The sequence below is a fragment of the Georgenia halophila genome (assembly GCF_039541595.1).
In genome coordinates this window covers 299,277-317,200 of the sequence record NZ_BAABGN010000002.1, presented here as the reverse complement: position 1 = coordinate 317,200, position 17,924 = coordinate 299,277, and the positions used below count along the sequence as shown (strand labels likewise).

Here is a 17,924-nt window from a genome sequence, read left to right as displayed (position 1 = left end):
CGGCTGTCGAGACCTCCGACGCCCCGGTCCGCTCGAAGGGTGGGTCCTGGGAGATCGTCCAGGACCTGGAGATCGACGAGTTCTCCCGCGGCAAGGACGAGCCGTCCGTGCAGGAGCTCGTCGAGGAGCGGGACGCCGTCAAGGGCCTCGGTCTGGTCGAGGTCTTCTCAGACCCTCTGGTCGACCGATCCCTGCGGGCCCACCGCCAGATAGCGGTAGGTCCCGTCCTGAGCCTGGGTCAGCGTGAAGTCGCCCGTCTCGTGGGCGACCTGCCACATGCGCCCGGTCATCCGGCGCAGCACGTCGGCGCGGGCGGGATCGTCCACCAGGTTGGTCTGTTCCGTCGGGTCGGCCTCGAGGTCGTAGAGCTCGTCGAAGTCGAACGCGTTGAACACGTACTTCCACCGGTCCTGCCAGACCAGCCGCTGCGTGTAGGAGAACCGCTGGCCGTGCAGCTCGGCGAACGCCGTGGTCCTCGGCGGTTCGTCACCGCCGGTCAGCCGCGGCATGAGGTCGACAGCGTGGCCGTCGAGGCCCGGACCGGCGAGGCGCGCCAGCGTCTCGGCGACGTCGTGGCTCTGGGCGAGGTCGTCGATGACCTGGCCGGGGGCGATGGCCGCCGGCCAGCTGACGACCAGCGGTACGCGATAGACCTCCTCGAACCCCGGGACGCCCTTGAGGAGCAGCCGGTGCGCGCCCATGAGGTCGCCATGGTCGGAGGTGTAGACCACGAGCGTGTTCTCTAGTTCTCCGGCGGCATCGATCCGGTCCAGGAGCCGGCCCACCTGCCCGTCGACCATGCTGCAGAGCGCGTAGTAGCAGGCGGTGGCGGCGCGGAAGTCGTCGGCGGTCAGGTCCGCCCAGACACCTTGCTGCCGTCGGTAGATGGCCGGTCGGTCGGCGAGGTCGTCGTCGAAACTGTCCGGCAGCTCGATCGCCTCGGGCCGGTAGCGGTCCAGGTACGGGCGCGGCACGACGTACGGCTCGTGGGGCGCCTTGGTGCTGACCATCAGCGCCCACGGGGTGTCGCCGTCGCACGCCTCGTCGAGGAAGCCGAGAGCGTTCGAGACGGTGAAGTGCTCCAGGGTGCTCTCGACAGGCTCGTCGGTGACGCCGTAGAGGGGGAGGTCGCGGTAGCCGGGGTGGGTGAGCGTGTGCGAGAGCTCGCCGAGGACCGGCTTGCCGGCGAGCCCCAGTGCGGCGCGGTGGGCGCGGTAGTCCGCCTCGTGGTCGCGGTACGCGTGCGAATGGTCGAACCCGAACCGGGCCATGTCGTAGCTGCGCTCGACGTGCCACTTGCCGTAGTAGCCGGTCCGGTAGCCGGCGTCGTGCAGACGATGGCTCCACATCGGCAGGCCGTCCGCGAGGTCGGCCCGGTAGGGCGGGACGGTGTGCTCGACGTCGACCATGCCGTGCTGGTGCGGGAGGAGTCCCGTCATGAAGCTGGCGCGTGCGGGTGAGCACACCGGGTTGGGTGTGTAGCAGCGGGTGAACCTGGCGCCCGCAGCGGCCAGGCGGTCGAGGTTCGGCGTCTCGCAAGGTCCGTCCGGGTCGAGCGTCGACGCCTGCTGCTGGTCGCTCATGACGACCAGAACGTTCGGTCGGTCGGTCACGACGGACGTGCCTCCTCCTGGGTCGCCTGCTGCAGCCGTGCCGCGCGGGAGCGGAGGTCGTCGAAGTGCTCCTGCATCCGGGCGACGCTGGCTGCGGCGTCGCCATCCTGAAGCGCGCGGACGATGGTCAGATGTGCTTCGCCACGATCGTGCTCGGGCGCCGGGATGGCGTCCCCGAGCCGGCTGTACAGCTCCCAGAAGAGCTCGATGAGGTTGTCGACGAGCGGGTTGTGGAGCGGCTGGTAGAGCGAGAGGTGGAACGCCCGGTCAACCTCGGCGTAGGACTTCCCCTGGGCCTCGAGCCTGCTCATCTCGGTGGCGAGCTCCGCGCAGCGGGTCAGGTCCTCCTGGACACCGAGCCGGACGAGCGCGGGCATCAGGCCCGTCTCCATCGCCTCACGGGCGGTGAGGATCTCGTCCAACGCACGTCCCGAGTCGGCAAGGCCGTACGGAAGCTGTTCGATGACCGGCCGGAACGAGAACTCGGCGACGAACAGCCCGTTGCCTGGCTGCGCCTCGATGACCCCGAGGGTCTGCAGGCTGCGGGTGGCCTCGCGCAGGGACATCCGGCTGACACCGAGCTCGGTCGCGAGGGTGGCCTCGGGCGGCAACCGGTCCCCGGGTCGGAGGTTGCCCTCGCGGATGAAAGCACGTAGCCGGTCCTGCGCGTGCCGGTAGAGCGAGCCCCGCTTCATGCCGTGCTCGGCTCGTCGGCGGTCTCGCCGGCTGCCTCCAGCGCGGTGCGTAGGCCGGGCAGCAGCGCGGCCACCGCGTCGTGGTCGGCCTCTGCGAGTGGCCCGTAGGGGTTCCGCGGCGGTCCGCAGTCCGGTCCGAGGCGGTTCATGACCTCCTTGACGAACCCGAGCCCGCCGTGGCGGCCGCTCGCCGAGGCGATGTCCCGGAACGGCCGGTGCAGCTCGAGGGCGAGGTCGTGCTCACCACGGTCGAAGGCCTCGGTGACCTGGTGCGCCACCGGGGCGAGGCCGTTGTAGAGGCTACCGATGACGGCGCGTGCGCCGAACGCCAGCCCGGCCGGCAGCAGCTCGTCCTGGCCGAGGAAGACCTCTATGCCGTCGAGCGAGCGAATCCGGTCGTACTCCAGCAGGTCGCTGTCGGTGAACTTGACGCTCCGCAGGGTCGGGATGGCGGCGGCACCGCGCGCGGTGACCTCGCTCGGAGGATGCGTCGAGCCGGTCATCCCGGGGATGTGGTAATAGCACAGCGGCGTCGCAGGGGCGGCCTTCGCGACCTCCTCCAGATGCCGCAGCACGAGTGCGACGGTCGGCGCCTCGCCGTAGTAGGGGGCGACCGAGGCGACGAAGTCGGCCCCGTGCTCCTCGGCCTGGGCGGCGAGTTCCGCGACTCCGGCGAGGTCGGTCCCACCGACGTGGACGCCGAGCCGGAGCCCTTCGGGACGGGCGTACGACCAGGCCCTGACGAGATCGAGACGCTCGCGGACGGACAGCGCCGGAAACTCCCCGGTGGTGCCGCAAACGAACGCGCCGCGGACCCCGGTCGCCCGTAGGTGGGCGGCCTGGCGAGGGACGACCGACGTGTCGAGGCGGCCCTCGTCGTCGAAGGGTGTGGGCACCGCGGCCCAGATCTCGAGTCGGCTCATGACTTTGAGGCACCTTCCGTGAGGCCCGCAACGATGTAGCGCTGCAGGAAGACGAACGCGAGGATCACCGGCACGGCGACGGCGACGGAGACCGCCATCAGATCGTTCCACCTTGTCCCGAACGCCGTGGTCAGCCGGGCGAGCACGACGGTGATCGGCTGGAGCCGCTCGTCGGGGGCGAGTGCGAGTCCGAACACGAACTCGCCCCACGCCTGGAGGAAGCTGACGACGGCCACGGTGATGATGCCCGGCGTGCTCAGCGGCACCGCGATCCGCCAGAACGCTGACCCCTGGGTGCAGCCGTCGATGGTCGCCGCCTCGATGACCTCGCCTGGCAGGTTCAGGAAGTACGGGCGCAGGAGCGTCACCGCCAGCGGGATCGCGAGCGAGCAGTTCGCGACGATCAGCCCGACGTAGGAGTTCACGAGGCCGACGCTGCTGAACAGCACGAACATCGGCAGCGCGAGGTTGACCGATGGAACCATCTGCACGATCAGGAAGAGCATCAGGACCACCGGCATGAGCCGGATGCGCAGCCGCGCCAACCCGTAGGCCGCGGGCAGTGCGACGAGCAGCGTGACTACGGTCGTTCCCACGGCGATGATGAAGCTGTTGAGCATCCCGCGTGCCACGTCGACGTCGGCGAAGACCACCTGGGTGTACGAGATGAGCGTCGGCGGCAGCGGCACCAAGTCCGGCGGTACAGCGAAGATGTCGCTCGACATCTTGAACGAGGTGTTCAGCATCCAGTAGATGGGGATCAGGTAGACGACAGTGACGGCGAGCGCGAGTATCGGCAGCCATCGAGTCGAGCGCCGTGGCTGTCCGGGCCGGCGGTCGGTTCGCTGCACGATCTGCTGTCGCGACCGCCCTTCGGGCCGCTGTCCGGTCTGGGCGTTGCTCATGCCGTCTCCTCGGACCTGAGCGCGCGGAAGTACAGGATCGACATTGCGATCGGCACCACCAGCAGCGTCGTCGTCGCGACGGCCGCCGTGTCGAATCGGGAGTACTCGAAGGCCTCGTTGTACGCGTAGACCGGGAGGATCTCGGTAGCGCCGCCCGGCCCTCCGCCGGTCATCAGGAAGATCGTGTCGAAGGTCTTGAACGTGAAGATGAAGACCAGCAGGGCCGTAGTGAGGCTCACTGGGCGCAGCAGCGGGAACGTGAGGCTACGGAACTGCTGCCAGGGTGAGGCGCCGTCGATCCGCGCCGCCTCGTAGAGGTTTTGGGGGATGCCCTGCAGGCCGGCCGAGAGCAGGATCATCGCCAGCGGGCCGAAGCTCCAGGCCGTCGCGACGATGACGGCAAGGACCGCCGTGTTCGGCTCGCCCAGCCAGAACACGTCGCCGTGGATGAGTTCGAGCTCTCGAAGCACGGCGTTGAGAAGCCCGTAGCTGCCGTCGAGCAGCCACCTCCACACGTTCGCGCTGACGACGGTCGGCAGCACCCATGCGAGCAGGATCAGCGCACGCATGGCGGTTCCGCCCTGGAACGGCTTCCGGAAGAGAAGCGCCATCCCGAGACCCATCGCAAACGTGAGGGCGACGGTGCCGAACGAGTAGACGAGTGAGATTCGAAACGCGTGCCAGAACTCCGGGCGCCCGAACTGGTCGGCATAGTTGTCGAGGCCCACCCAGCTGGCACCGCCCTGGGTAACCTCCCGTAGGCCGACGTCGAAGAAGCTCTGGGCGATGTTGTACAGCAGCGGGTAGATCACCGTGAGCAGGACGAACACGACGGCGGGCGACAGGAAGAGGTGATTGGCCAGCGTGCGCCGCACCTGACGGCGGGGAACGCGCCGCCTCGTCACGTTCCCCGACGCCGGTACCGATCCGCTCCGCAGCAGGATGCTCACGACGAAGCGGAGAGGATCTCGTCGATCCGGGCCTGCGCGTCGGCGGCGGCGTCCTCAGGGCTCTTGGAACCACTGATCGTGGCCTGCATCGCTTCCTGCACCGCGGCCAGGACCTCGTTCGAGTGCGTCGCCAGCTCGCCCTGGGGCGCCCACGCGTTCTCGAGCTCCTCGGCGAACGTCTGGCGCACCGGGTCCTCGACCGCGCCGGGGACGTCGTCGCGGGCCGGCAGCTTGTTGCGCTTGGGAAGGTACTCCTCCAGGACCTCCGGCTGCTGCAGGTGGGCGATGAGGTCCCAAGCCGCGTCGGCGTCGCCGCTGCCGGCGCCGATGGCGAGATTCTCCGCCGAGAGGAAGGTTCGGCTCACCTCGTCGGTCGGCATGGGCACGACGTCCCAGTTGAGGTCGGGCGCCTCCTCGCGGAGGATGTTGACGTAGGTCGCGGAGTTGATCATCATCGCGGCCTGCCCGGTGGCGAACTGGTTCTTCGCGTCCTCCTCGCTCCAGGTGAGGAAACCCTGCGAGAGTCCGCCGTTGTCGACCATCGTCTGGAAGGACCCGAGCGCTTCGGGGCCGCCGTCGCTGAACTGCTCCAGCGAACCGCCTGCCGCCAGCGTGCGCAGCAGGATGCCGGTCGCTCCCTCTGCGCCCTCGCGGCCGCAGATGGCGATGCCGTGCGACGTGTGCTCGGAGAGCTCCGCGGCCGCCTGCTCCATCTCGGCCCAGGTCTCGGGGGGCTCGACGCCCGCCTCGTCGAGCAGGTCCTGGTTGTAGTAGACGGCGTAATCGTCCGCCACATGCGGGATGCCGTACGTCGATCCGTCGACCTGCGTGGTCGCCCAGCTGGTCTCGTAGTAGGCGTCTTCCTCGCCCCACTTCTCGACGCGGTCGCTGAGGTCCTCGATGATTCCGGCCTCGGCCATCGCGTGAGTGTCGAAGGCGTTGATCAGAGCGATGTCGGGCACCTCTCCCGTCGCCGCAGCCTGCTGCAGCGTGCGGTTGAAGTCAGGAAACGGGATATGCCGGACGTCGATCTCGACCTCGTCGTGATCCTCGTCGTAGGCCTCGAGCACGTTGGTGAGGGGGATGCCGTGGGGGTCGGCGTAGTAGTGCCAGAAGCTGATCGTGCCGTCGCCTTCCGGCGTGGCTTCTTCGGTGTTCTCGCCTCCACCGCCGAAGCTGCCGCATGCCGTGAGGGACAACGCGACGAGACCGCCGAGAGCGGTCCTGGCGCCGATCGAGCGGGGCCGGGTGTTCGTCTGAGACATGATCTACCACCGTCCTTGGGGGTCGTCGAGGACGAAGTTATCAGATATCAGATGTCTCCCACAAGACCTGGCCAGATGCTGTACGTCCGACGGCGGTCGGTCCCGATCGCCATGGCCCCGAACTCCTTGACACGTGATCCGGGTCACTCCATAGTTCTCCGTGAGAGCCGCGTTCGCCGCAAAGTCGCGTCGCAACGGGCTTGTTCGGGGCAACCTGCAAGACGTCCTAGGGGGGCCATTGTTCGGAGTGCGTGCCTGGCCAGGTGCCGGGCGTTGGCTGTGCGCAGTCATCACCATCGCGGTGATGGCGCTCGTGCTGTCGGCCAACGTCGCGGTCGCCGCGCCGCCCGCGCACACCATCGGCAAGCACCACAACGCCATGTCGTCGCAGGTCCCAGCCCCGCGCCCGGACCGCCCGTCCGGTCCCGCAACCACGGATCGCACGACGCACGAGCCGCTGCGCGACGCCGTCGTCCTCGTCCTCCCGGACCTCGGCGCCGCAGAGGCACGCGCCCAGCTCGATGCGATGGCCGCTCAGGCCCGCGCGCAGCGGGATGTCGCGGCGCAGGCCAGGGCCGAGCAGGAGCAGCGGCTCGCGGCGCGGCGGCAGGCGGCGGTGCAGCAGGCGACGGTCTCGCCGGACGCCGCGGTCCAGGGCCGCACCGCCACCGGCAGCCAGGCGGGTCCGACGGCGGCGCAGCAGGCTGAGGACGAGGCACAGGCGGCGACGGACGAGGCCATGCGCCGCCTCCAGGAGGCCCTGCAGGCGCTCGCCGAGGCTCTCGGCTCGAGCGCCTGCACCACGGGCGGCGGCACGGACGGCGAGCAGGCCTCCATCTCGTGCCCGATGGACGACGGCGGTGCCGTCATCGGCGGCGACGGCGGCACGGACGTCACCGACCCCGACGACGCCGAGGTCCCGGACATCCCCGTGCCGGACCAGCTCCCGACCGAGCCGGACCAGTCGGACGAGGACGGCGAGCCGACGTCCGAGGAGTCCGGCGGCGAGGCGCCGTCCGACGAGAGCACGGCGTCCACCGACGAGGAGACCGCGGAGCTGCTGAGTGCCGCGTCGCTGCCCGAGGCGGTCGCCGCCGGCCCCGGTCTCGACCAGGCCACGCTAGCCGGCGCGCTGGCGCAGGTGCGGGCCGAGTGGTCCGCGGTCGGGGCGGATGCCTCGGCCGTCACCGCGTCGGTCGCCGACCTGCCCGGAGCGACGCTCGGCCAGTCGTCCGGCTCCACGGTCATGGTGGACGTGGACGCCGCGGGGTGGGGCTGGGGCGCCATGAATCTCATGACTGTCGTCCGGCACGAGGTGGGCCACGTCCTCGGAGCCGGCCACTCGCACGGCCTGATGTCGACCACGCTGGCGCCGGGCGCGAGCCACGGTGTCTCCGCCGCCTACCTGCCCGCCCCGGTCGAGCCGGAGCCCGCTGCCCCGACCGCCGAGCCCGAGCAGACCGAGCCCGAGCAGACCGAGCCCGAGCAGATCGCTGCAGCGGAGCCGACCGCGGCGACCGAGACGTCCGAGAAGCCCGAGACTGCCGAGACGACCGCGAGCACCGAGACGGCCGAGACCACCGAGCCGCAGGCGGGCGGTGAGCCGGCGTCGGAGACTGCCGAGCCGGAGGACGGCGCCGGTCACGAGGCGTCTTCCGAGGATTCGGGCCGGTCGGCGACCCAGGACGAGGACGGCGAGGCGGACCCGGCGACCACCGAGACGCCGACCACCGAGATACCGCAGGAGACGACCGAGGACGCCATGCCCGCCCCGGGCGCCGCCGAGCCGCAGAGCGACGCTCCGGCGGCCCCGCAGGTGGGATGGGCCGTCGACGCTGAGGTCGCGACCCTGCACGTCGGGCCGTTCACCGGCACGCTCACCATCACCTACGACCCCGCGTCGGGCGAGCTGACCGCCACGGTCACGACCGCGGCGCACACGACGTCCGCGTCGCTCGCGCTCGACGGGGTGAGCGCCCTGCGGGTGGTCACCGGCGGCACGAGCGCGGCCGCCTCGCTCGACGACGGCTCCGACTCCGGCGCCAAGACCGGCACGGGCACGTCCAGCGAGGTAGACGACAGCGCCGCCGTGGTGGTTGAGGCACACATCTCCATTCCCGCGCCGGACGGCGCGGACAACCCCGCGGAGCCGTCACCGGCAGCCCTCGTCGTCGCGGACGGTGTCGCGGTCCGCGAGCTCGCGATCACGATGCTCGACGGCGAGGTCACCTTGGTGGAGGCCGACGGCGTCGACGTCACGCGTAAGCTCGCGGAGTCGTCCCCGCCCAGCGGCTCGACCGCCACACCCGGCACCAGCGGGAAGGGCGGCACCCCCGCCACCGGTACGGACACCGTCGATGTCACACCGGACGGCGCCCTCGCCGGCCCGGACGACACCCAGCAGGACGCCGCCGGCGGAACGCCGGTGACGCCCAGGTCCCGTGGGCCGCCGGCGGACTCCTCCACCCACGCCTCCGCCACGTCGGCGGACAGCGCGCCGCTCGGCCCGTCGCCGTTCGAGCGCATCGCAGACCTCGTCGTCGCGGCGGTCACGATCACCGAGGACGGCATCGCCGCCGGGCAGGAGGAGCTCGGAGACCTCGTCCTCGACAACGGCGTCGCCGACATCACGCTCGCGGGAGCCCGCCTCGCGTGGGACGCCCACACCCCCGGCTCCGGCGACGACTTCACGGTCACCCTGACCGGTGACCTCACCATCGGGATCGCGGGTCTCACGGCCACCGCCGGTGCGAACGGGTCCTACGCCGTCACCCTCGGCAGCGACGCCGGGGACGTCACCGGCGGGACCCTGGACATCGACCTCAGCACCCTGGCCATCGCCGGCACCTTCGGCGGTGCCGCCGTACTCTCAGTCACTGCCGCCACGGCGGTCTGGGGCGGCAACGGCTTCGAGCTGGTCGCCGAGGGAACCGCCGATGGCGAGGACCCGCAGGCCGACCCCACCACCGTCACGTTCGACCTCGACGGTGACGAGACCGCCGAGCTTCAGCTGAGCGGCCCGACCAGCGTCCACGCCGGTGCCGACGGTCTCGCCTTCCAGGTCCGCGAGGCGGACGGCACGTTCGACCTCGGCGACGTCGAGATCGACGCCAGCGGTTGGACGCTCACCTACAACGGCACCGAGAGCGAGCTGATGCTCGGCGGGTCGCTCCTCGAGCCTGGCCAGGCACTCGGCTTCACCGGTGGCGTCGAGATCACGCTCGGTCCGGTGGTCCTCACCGCCGACGCCGGCACCGGCACCGGCACCGGCACCGGCCTCACTCACCTCACCGCCGCGGCCACCTCGATCGTCGTCACGCAGGGCAGCGGCACCGACGCCGTCCTCGACGCCACCGGGGCCCTGGATCTGGTGATCGCCGGCGGCGACGCGGCCTTTCTGCTCCGCGACGCCGCCGCGACCCTGACCGCGGGCGACGTCGCGCTCGCAGGTACCGGCTGGACGATCGCCTACAACGGCACCGGCGGCGACGCGCAGCTCGACGGCACCACGCTCGAGCCCGGCGGGACGATCTCGTTCACCGGTGCCACCACCGCGACGATCGGGGACGCCGCCCTGGCGGCCCGCGTCGCCGGCACCGTGGACCCGGCCGCCGGGACCGTCGGCGACCTCGCCGTCACCGACCTGGCACTGACGGCGGGCTCTGTCGGCCTCACCGCCGATGCCGCCACCTGGTCCGGGTCCTCGATCATCGCCGCCGCGGCCACCCTGACCATCGACGGCGCCGTGGACCTCGCCGTCACCGGCAGCGTCACGGTCGCCCTCGACGAGCAGGTGGCGCTCCTGCTCACCGGCGGCACCGCCTCGCTCGCCACCGACCACGCCACGCTCACCGGCTCGGGCTGGACGGTCGCGTACAACGGCTCCGCAGCAAACGTCACCCTCGGCGAGGGGGCGGACGCCGTCACCATCGCGGCCGGCGCACTCACCTACGCCGGGCACGCCACCGTCGCCGTGCTCGGCACGACCGTCGAGGCCGACGTCGCCGGCAGCGGTGCGGCCACCGGCACCCTCACCGTCGAGAACGTCGCGGCAGGGATCCCGGGCGTCGTCACGGTCACCGGCGGCGACGGCAGCCTGACCATCACGCCCGACGGCGTCACCGCGTCGTTCACGATCACCGCGGACGGCGCCGCCGGGGGCCCGCTCGCCGGGACCGACCTGACCGGGTCCTTCGCATGGAACAGCAGGGCCGCCGCGGTTGGCGGGCTGCCGGCCGGACCGTTCACGCGGGTCGCCCTGGAGGACGTCGGCCTGGCGCTCGGTGACGTGGAGGTGACCGCGGACGTCACGGTCGAGGTGCGTGGGGGCACGACGACGCTCGCTCTCGCCGGCGACCTCGCGGTCACCGTCCTCGAGGTCGACGTCACCGCCCAGGCGGCCGGCACCGCGATCTTGGTCGACGGCGCGCTCGACGAGCTGAGCGTCACGCTCACGGGCGTGGGCGTGACCGTCCCGGGTGCGTTCACCATCGAGGACGGTCAGGGCACGCTCCGCCTCACCGGCACCGGGGTGACCGCGACCGTCGAGGCCGCGGCCACGCTGGACCTGCCCGGCACGAGCGGGACCGCCTTCGCGGCCCTGACCGTCAACACCGCCGACGACGCGGCCGGTGGCCTCCCCGCCGGCCCGTACGTCCGCCTCGCGGTCCCCGCGCTCCTCCTCGACCTCGGCATCGGCGGGGCCCAGCTCGGCGGCTCGGTCACGGTCGAGGTCCAGGACGCCGCGACCGTCCTGCTCCTCCACGCGGTCGATCTCGGCAGCACCACGGCCGGCATCGGCCTCACCGAGGCACGCGGACTGCTCGTTCTCCCGGCGGGCGGCGGCTACGCCGGCCAGCTCACCGGGACGGTCGCGGCGGCACAGGGGGACGCCGCGGCCTCCGCGACGGCGATCGTGCGGGTCAACACCACCGACGCGGCGTTCTCGGCGACGGTGCGCTCGGCTTCGGGCCAGGAGGTGACGCTGACCTTCGACGAGGGCGACGTGCTCGAGCTGGAGGGGACCGCCGCCCAGCTCGTCCTGGGACCGCTCGCCATCAAGGGCGAGGTGTCCTTCACCGACGGCACGTTCACGGCCACCGGCGCGGAGCTGTTCCTCGGCGACGGGCCGGCGTGGATGGGGGACGGCAGCCGGAACCCCCTCGCTCGCGGCCTCTACGTCACGGGCGCGACGCTCGTGCTGGTCGAGGCGGGCGCGGGGCACGTGCTCCGTGCCGACGGCACCGTGGTCCTCACCGGCTTCCCGGGCGTCACCGTGTCGGGCGCGGTCGGCGCCCGGGTGAACACCTCGGGCGGCACCTACAGCGCGACGGTGCCGGTGGGTGGCACGGACGTCGTCCTCGACTTCACCACCGACGAGGTGGGCACCCAGGACGACCCGTTCGCGCAGGTGGCCGGCACGCTGGAGCTCGTCCTCCACGGCCTCGTCGCCGAGGCCGCGGTGACCGTGACCGCCGCCGACGCCGCGCTCGACCTCGCGGTGCACGCCTTCTCGATCGCGCTGCCGGGCGAAGCCCAGGTCACCGGCAACGGCGGGACCCTCCGGCTCGCCGCTGCCGGCGTCGCGGGCACGCTGAACGTCACCTCCCTGACCGCGCCGGGCATGACGGTGGCCGGGGACCTCGAGCTCCAGGTGAACACGTCCACCGCGGCCGCCGTCATCGACGGCCGCACCCTCGCCGCCGGGCCGTACGCCCGCGTCGCCGCGACGCACACGCAGCTCATCGTCGGCGGGCAGGTCCTCACCGGCGGACTGGTCGTCGAGCTGACCCCGACGACCACGACGATCGTTCTCGACGACGCCGAGATCGCCCTCGCCGACGGCGTCCTGGTGGTGGGCGAGCTGTCCGGGGATCTCACGATCGCCGGCAACGTGGCCGGCACGCTGTCCGGACGGGTGAGCGTAGCGAGCGACGCGTTCAGCCTCACCGCCGCCGTCACGGTGACGGTCACGACGGACGACGCCGCGACGACCTCGGACGAGACCGCGCTCGAGATCCGCGCGGCGGACGTCACGTTCGTCGTCGCCGGCCAACGGATCCGGGCCGAGGTGCTGGTGCTCGCGGAGACCGTCGTCGACGCGTCCGGCGGCGGTACGGAGGTGGTGCGCATCGACGTCACCGGTGGTCGCGCGTTGCTGCCGTCGACGTCCCCGATCGCCGTGGTCACCGTCGACCACGGCGTGGTCACCGTGCGCGACGGCGCCGCAGCGGCCGCCGTGCTGACCGGGGCACTCACGCTCGACCTGCCGGGCGTCACGGTCGCCACCGTGACCGACCTCGAGCTCGTCGCCGCCACCGCGGGGGCGATCGTGGTCCACCGCGACGGCGCCTCCTCGGTCGCGGCGTCCCCGTACCTCGGCCTGACCGCCACGGCCGACCTCATGGTCGCGGGTCAGAGCCTCTCCGGTCCGATCTCGCTCGACGTCGCCGGCGGCACCACCACCCTCGCCCTGGACGGTGCGACGCTCGATCTCGGAGCGACCCAGGTCACGCTCACCGGCCACCTCCAGGCGAGCGCGGCCGGCCTGGCCGGCACGCTGGTCGCGTCGGGTCTCCAGGTCCCCGAGATCGGCCTCGACGTGGCCGAGGCCGCCGTCGTCGTCAACACGACGCACGACGCCGTCGCGTCCGACGGCGTCGTGCTCCCCGCCGGCCCGTACCTGCGCATGCAGATCACCGGCGCCGAGCTCGCGATCGCCGGTGCGGCGCTGTCCGCGGACCTGGTGCTCGTCAGCTCCGACGCGGGGCTGACGGTCGGCGCCACGGACGTCGAGGTCGCCGTCGGCCCGGCCACCCTGAGCGGCGGCTCCGGCCTGCTGGTCGTCACCGCCGCAGGCGCGGCCGGTTCGTTCACCGGCACGGTCGACCTCGGCGTCGGCGCGGTCGACGTCCGCGGCACGCTCTTCGCGACCGTCAACACGACGGGCGACGACGTCGACGTCACCCTCACCTTCGGCGGCGAGACCCGCCGGCTCCTGGCGCCGGCCGATGCGCTCGCCGTGGTGGGCACGGACGTCGGCGTCCAGGTTCTCGGCCAGGAGGTCGCGGGCGACCTCCGCGTCACCGAGGCCGGCGGCGTCGTCACCCTCACCCTCACCGGCGCCTCGGTTTCGTTCGGCGACGGGCTCGCCACCCTCACGGACGGCACCGCGACGCTGACGTCGACCGCCACCGACGGCGTCGTCGGCTCGATCAGCGGGCTGGGCAGCCTCCACGTCCCCGGCGTCCGGGTCGACGGGGCGCTCGGCGTGCGGATCGACACCGGCGCCGGCACGTTCGAGATCGGTGCCGGCACCGTCGACCTCCAGGTCGCGAGCCAGACAATGCACGGCGGAGTGTGGGCGTCGAGCGCCGGCGACGGGCTCACGCTCCGGCTCGACAGCGTCACGCTCGAGATCGGTGACGTGGTGTCCACGATCGTCACCGGCAGCTTCCGAGCGAACGCGGACGGCGTGGCGGGGGTCGCCACCGGCACCGCCGACGTCGCGATCCCCGGCATCCTCGACGCCACGGACATCGCCGTCGAGATCCAGCTGTCGACGCTGCCGACCGCCACCACGATCGGCGAGAGCACCGGCGTCACCGACCTCGCCGCCGGCCCGTACGCCCAGGTGGTCGTCACGATCGCCACGCCGGTCGAGATCGGCCCGGCCGGCTCGCCGCTCGGCACCCTCGCCGGCACGCTTGCCGTCCGGTCGACGGCGACCGCGACCGTCGTGGTGGTCGGCGACGCCACCGCGACGGTGGGGGAGACGGTCACGGTCACCGACGTGAGCGGCGCGTTGATCCTCACCGGCAGCGGACTCGCCGGCTACCTGAGCGGGACGACCACGGTCGGCGGCGACGGCGCCTCCGCCGGCGCGAGCGCCACCATCCGCATGAACACGACCGGCGCACCGGTCGACGAGGCGATCACCGTCAACGGCCGGACCGTCGAGATCTGGTTCGACGACCCGGCCGCGACGTTCGCGCTCGCCCTCTCCGGCGCTTCGCTCGAGCTCGGCCCCGTCAAGGTCCGCGGCGACGTCCAGGTCACCGACGGCGCCTTCGCGGGCAGGAACCTGCTCGTCTGGGTCGGCGACGGCACGGCGTTCCTCGAGGACGGCAGCCTGAACCCGCTCGCGCGGGGCCTGCTCATCCGCGACGCAGTGATCGGCGTCGTCGAGCACGCCGGAGGTGGCACCGCGATCGTCGTCCGCGGCACCGTGGAGCTCGTCGGCTTCGGCGACGTCGCTATGTCCGGCACGGTGGACGTCCGGGTGAACTCCGGCGCCGCGGTCGAGCGCACCGTGGCCCTCGCCGACGGGTCCGGCGACGTCCGCGTCGCCTTCACCGCGGCGGAGACGGGTGACGCCACGGCCCCGTTCGTCTCGGTCAGCGGCCTCGGCCTCACGGTCTCCGCGGTGGGGCAGGCGTTCACGGCGGACGTCACGGTGGAGCTCGACGGAGACGAGATCGCCCTCACGGCCGACAACGTGGCGCTGGCGATCTCGGCCGGCGACTCGCCCGTGCTGTCGCTGACCGGCGGCTCCGGCGAGGTCGTCCTCACCGGTCAGGGCGTCACGGCGATCGTCCAGGGCAGCCTCGCCGTCCACGCGCCCGGCGTCACGCTCGGCGACACGATGGTCGCGTTCGCGTTCTCCACGATGCCGGACGCCGTGACGCTCACCGCCGGTGCGCTCTCGGTGACGTTGGGTAGCCGCTCGATGGTGCTCACCGCCGCGGCTGCCGAGCTGACGATCGCCGGCCAGGGCATCGTCGCGGACCTGCGGATCGCCGTCGACGGCCCCGCCGCGACGCGGCGCGTCGAGATCAGCAACGGTCGCCTCGCGCTGCGGACCGGTACCGGCGCGGACCCCGAGCCGGTCCTCGAGCTCGACCTCGCCGGGAACATGCGGGTCGGCCCGGCCGGCGTCAGCGGGTCCTTCACCGCCACGGTGGTGACGAACAACCTCCCGGGCATCACGCTCGGCGGCGTCACGGTGCGCGTGAGCACCGTCGGCGCTGCCGTCGACCTCGACGGTGTCACGCTGCCGGCCGGGCCGTACGCACGGGTCGAGGCCACGGCCGCCGCCATCCAGGTCGCCGGCCAGCAGCTCGCCGCCGACCTCGCGATCGAGCAGGCCACCGCCGCGGACGGTAGCCGTATCCTCCGCGTCGCGGTCACCGGCGCCACGGCGACGTTCGGCCCGGCGGGCGACCCGGTCGCCACCCTCACCGGCGGCACCGGTCTTCTCCTCGTCACCGCGACGGGCATCGCCGCAAGAATCGGTGGCACCGTCGCGCTGGACGTCGCCGGCGTCGACATCTCGGGCACCCTCCACGTCGAGCTCAACGACCTGGACGGCCCCGTCGACGAGCGGTTCACCGTCCGCGGCGAACAGCTCACCCTGGTCCTGCCGGCCGGTCCGGGCCTCGTGCGGGTCGCCGGCGACGACATCACGATCGCGGTCCCGGGCGCCACGCTGACCGGCCGCATCACCGTGGACGTCGCCGCCGCCACGGCCACGCTCACCGTCGAGGACGCGACCCTCGACGTCGCCGGCCTCGTCCGCGTCACCGGCGCCTCGGCCGACCTGACGATCGACGGGCTCGGCCTCACCGGGACCGTCCGGGGCAGTGTCGCCCTCGACATCCCCGGCGTCACGATCGACGGTGACCTCACGGTCGAGCTCGACGGCGCCTCCGTCACCCTCTCCGGCACCGACGTCACCGTCTCCGTCGCCGGCCAGACGCTCCGCGCGAACGTGACGCTCACGTCCGACCAGGACGGCGGGCTCACCATGAGGCTGTCCACCCCGACCTCCGGACCGATGCTCCAGATCAGCGCCGGCGCCGGCGTGGTCGTCAGCATCACCGCCGCCACGGGCGAGCTCGCGATCACCAGCGCCGGCACGGCCGGCCGGCTGCTGGTCACCGGTTTCACGGCCGGCCTGGCGGGCGTCGTGGAGCTGGCCGCCACCGAGGTCGCTGTCGAGCTCTCCACCCTGCCGGCGGCCACCACCCTCGGTGGCGTCCGTCTCCCGGCCGGCCCGTACCTGCGGGTCTCGTTCACCGACGCGACCCTCACCATCACCGACGCGCTCGAGATCGACGCGGACCTCACCGTGGAGCAGGGGCGCCTCCCGGACGGCACCTCCGCGACGGTCCTCGGCATCGCGGACGGCACGTTCGACGTCGCCGCCGGCTCGGTCAGCGAAGCGACCGGCGCGCTGGTGGTCACCGCGGCCGGCGTCGCCGGCCACCTCGCCGGCGCGGGGACCATCGACGTCGAGGGCGGCGGTGCGGCAGGTGCCGTCGCCGTCAGCCTCAAGACCTTCGCGGCCGCGATCGACACGTCCGTGACCGTCGACGGCCGGACCCTGGCGATCAGATTCGGACCCACCGACCCGGCGGACCTCCCGCTCGTCGACGTCTCGATCTCCGACGCCGTGATCACCATCGGTGACTTCGTCACGATCGAGGGATCGGTCGCGTTCTCCAGCGACGGCACGTTCGCCGGGACGGGCCTGACGCTGTTCGTGGGCTCGGGCCCCTACCGGCTCGCGGACGGATCGGTGAACCCGTTCGCCACCGGCGTCGCCCTCACCGACGCGACCATCGGCCTCGTCCGAGCCGGCGCCGGGCACGCGACCGTCGCTGCCGGCACGGTCCGCCTGGCCGGCATCAGCGGCGTCCAGATCAGCGGAACCGCCACCCTCCGCGTCAACGACACCGGCGTCGCCGTCGACCGGACGATCGCGCTGCCGGGTGCGGGCGGCGACGTCGTCGTCGACTTCGCGACCGGCGCCCTCGTCACCGAGCTCGCCGTCACCGAGGCCCTGATCTCGGTCCGCGGCCAGGAGCTCAGCGGCGCGATCGCCGTGCAGCGGTCCGGGGACGGCCTCGTGCTCCTCGCCGATGGCCTGCAGGCCTCGATCGGTGGCGTCGTGGTCACCGACGCCGGCGGGGTGCTGCTGCTGCGCGCCGACGGCCTGGTCGGCCGACTCACCGGCAGCATCTCGCTCGACGTGCCGGACGTCACGGTCGCCGGCGACCTGTCGCTCGCCGTCAGCACCAGCGGTACGCCCACCTCCACGACCGTCACCGTGGACGGCGTCGCCCGGACGATCGACATGCCCGCCGGGCCATACCTGCGGGTGGAGGCGGCGGCGGTCACCGTCACGATCCTCGGCCAGACGCTCACCGCCGATCTGGTCGTCGAGCAGGGCAGCTCGAACGGCGCGACGGCCACCACGCTCGCCCTGACGAACGTCGATCTCGAGCTCGGCGCCGCGCGTCTCACCGGCGGCGAGGGCCTCCTCCTGATCACCGCCGGCGGCGTCGCCGGCCGTCTCGACGGCACCATCAGCCTGGACCTGCCCGACGCCGTCAGCCTCTCGGGCAGCCTGAGCCTCGCGATCAGCACGACCACGGCGGCCGTCCGTACCTCCGTCACCGTCGGCGGCCGGTCGCTCGAGCTCGACCTCGCCTCCGGTCCGTACCTCCGCTTCGAGGGCGACGGCATCACCCTCGACGTCCTCGGCCAGACCCTCGGCGGCGACGTCCGCA

General features: G+C 72.5%; 7 protein-coding genes and 1 pseudogene (1 of these 8 only partly in view). 2 read left to right on the top strand and 6 right to left on the bottom strand.

From position 1 onward, the window contains the following. Positions 1-14 precede the first annotated feature (14 nt). A pseudogene (locus ABD907_RS21205) lies at positions 15-158 on the top strand (malate dehydrogenase); the annotation flags it as partial. 9 nt (positions 159-167) lie between these two features. Here ABD907_RS21205 and ABD907_RS02905 read toward each other — a convergent pair. The 6 genes from ABD907_RS02905 to ABD907_RS02880 are packed head-to-tail and all read right to left on the bottom strand — an operon-like array spanning position 168 to position 6,351. Then, positions 168-1,613: a sulfatase-like hydrolase/transferase gene (locus tag ABD907_RS02905; RefSeq protein WP_345214984.1), complete on the bottom strand. Its 1,446-nt coding sequence runs from the start codon at positions 1,611-1,613 to the stop codon at positions 168-170. Then, on the bottom strand, positions 1,610-2,308 hold the full coding sequence (locus ABD907_RS02900; RefSeq protein WP_345214983.1) for a FadR/GntR family transcriptional regulator: 699 nt from the start codon (positions 2,306-2,308) through the stop codon (positions 1,610-1,612). The genes ABD907_RS02905 and ABD907_RS02900 overlap by 4 nt, the downstream gene beginning before the upstream one ends. Next, positions 2,305-3,231: a dihydrodipicolinate synthase family protein gene (locus tag ABD907_RS02895; protein ID WP_345214982.1), complete on the bottom strand. Its 927-nt coding sequence runs from the start codon at positions 3,229-3,231 to the stop codon at positions 2,305-2,307. Before ABD907_RS02895 ends, ABD907_RS02900 begins: the two co-directional genes overlap by 4 nt. Continuing rightward, entirely contained in the window at positions 3,228-4,136 is a 909-nt protein-coding gene (locus tag ABD907_RS02890; protein ID WP_345214981.1) for a carbohydrate ABC transporter permease, read from the bottom strand. The genes ABD907_RS02895 and ABD907_RS02890 overlap by 4 nt, the downstream gene beginning before the upstream one ends. After that, entirely contained in the window at positions 4,133-5,086 is a 954-nt protein-coding gene (locus ABD907_RS02885) for a carbohydrate ABC transporter permease (protein WP_345214980.1), read from the bottom strand. Before ABD907_RS02885 ends, ABD907_RS02890 begins: the two co-directional genes overlap by 4 nt. After that, positions 5,083-6,351, bottom strand: a complete 1,269-nt coding sequence (locus tag ABD907_RS02880) for an ABC transporter substrate-binding protein (RefSeq protein WP_345214979.1) — start codon at positions 6,349-6,351, stop codon at positions 5,083-5,085. Before ABD907_RS02880 ends, ABD907_RS02885 begins: the two co-directional genes overlap by 4 nt. Positions 6,352-6,655: 304 nt before the next feature. Here ABD907_RS02880 and ABD907_RS02875 point away from each other — a divergent pair, with 304 nt between their 5' ends. Further along, on the top strand, positions 6,656-17,924 hold the 5' end (the start) of the coding sequence (locus ABD907_RS02875) for an FG-GAP-like repeat-containing protein (protein ID WP_345214978.1). The gene runs 26,756 nt beyond the window's last position; only the first 11,269 of its 38,025 coding nucleotides appear in the window; the start codon lies at positions 6,656-6,658; the stop codon falls past the right edge of the window.

What these genes read in the sequence shown, in the direction of transcription:
- ABD907_RS02890 (WP_345214981.1), bottom strand. Translation starts at nt 4,136, where the DNA reads ATGAGCAACGCCCAGACCGGACAGCGGCCCGAAGGGCGGTCGCGACAG.
- ABD907_RS02900 (WP_345214983.1), bottom strand. Translation starts at nt 2,308, where the DNA reads ATGAAGCGGGGCTCGCTCTACCGGCACGCGCAGGACCGGCTACGTGCT.
- ABD907_RS02895 (WP_345214982.1), bottom strand. Translation starts at nt 3,231, where the DNA reads ATGAGCCGACTCGAGATCTGGGCCGCGGTGCCCACACCCTTCGACGAC.
- ABD907_RS02880 (WP_345214979.1), bottom strand. Translation starts at nt 6,351, where the DNA reads ATGTCTCAGACGAACACCCGGCCCCGCTCGATCGGCGCCAGGACCGCT.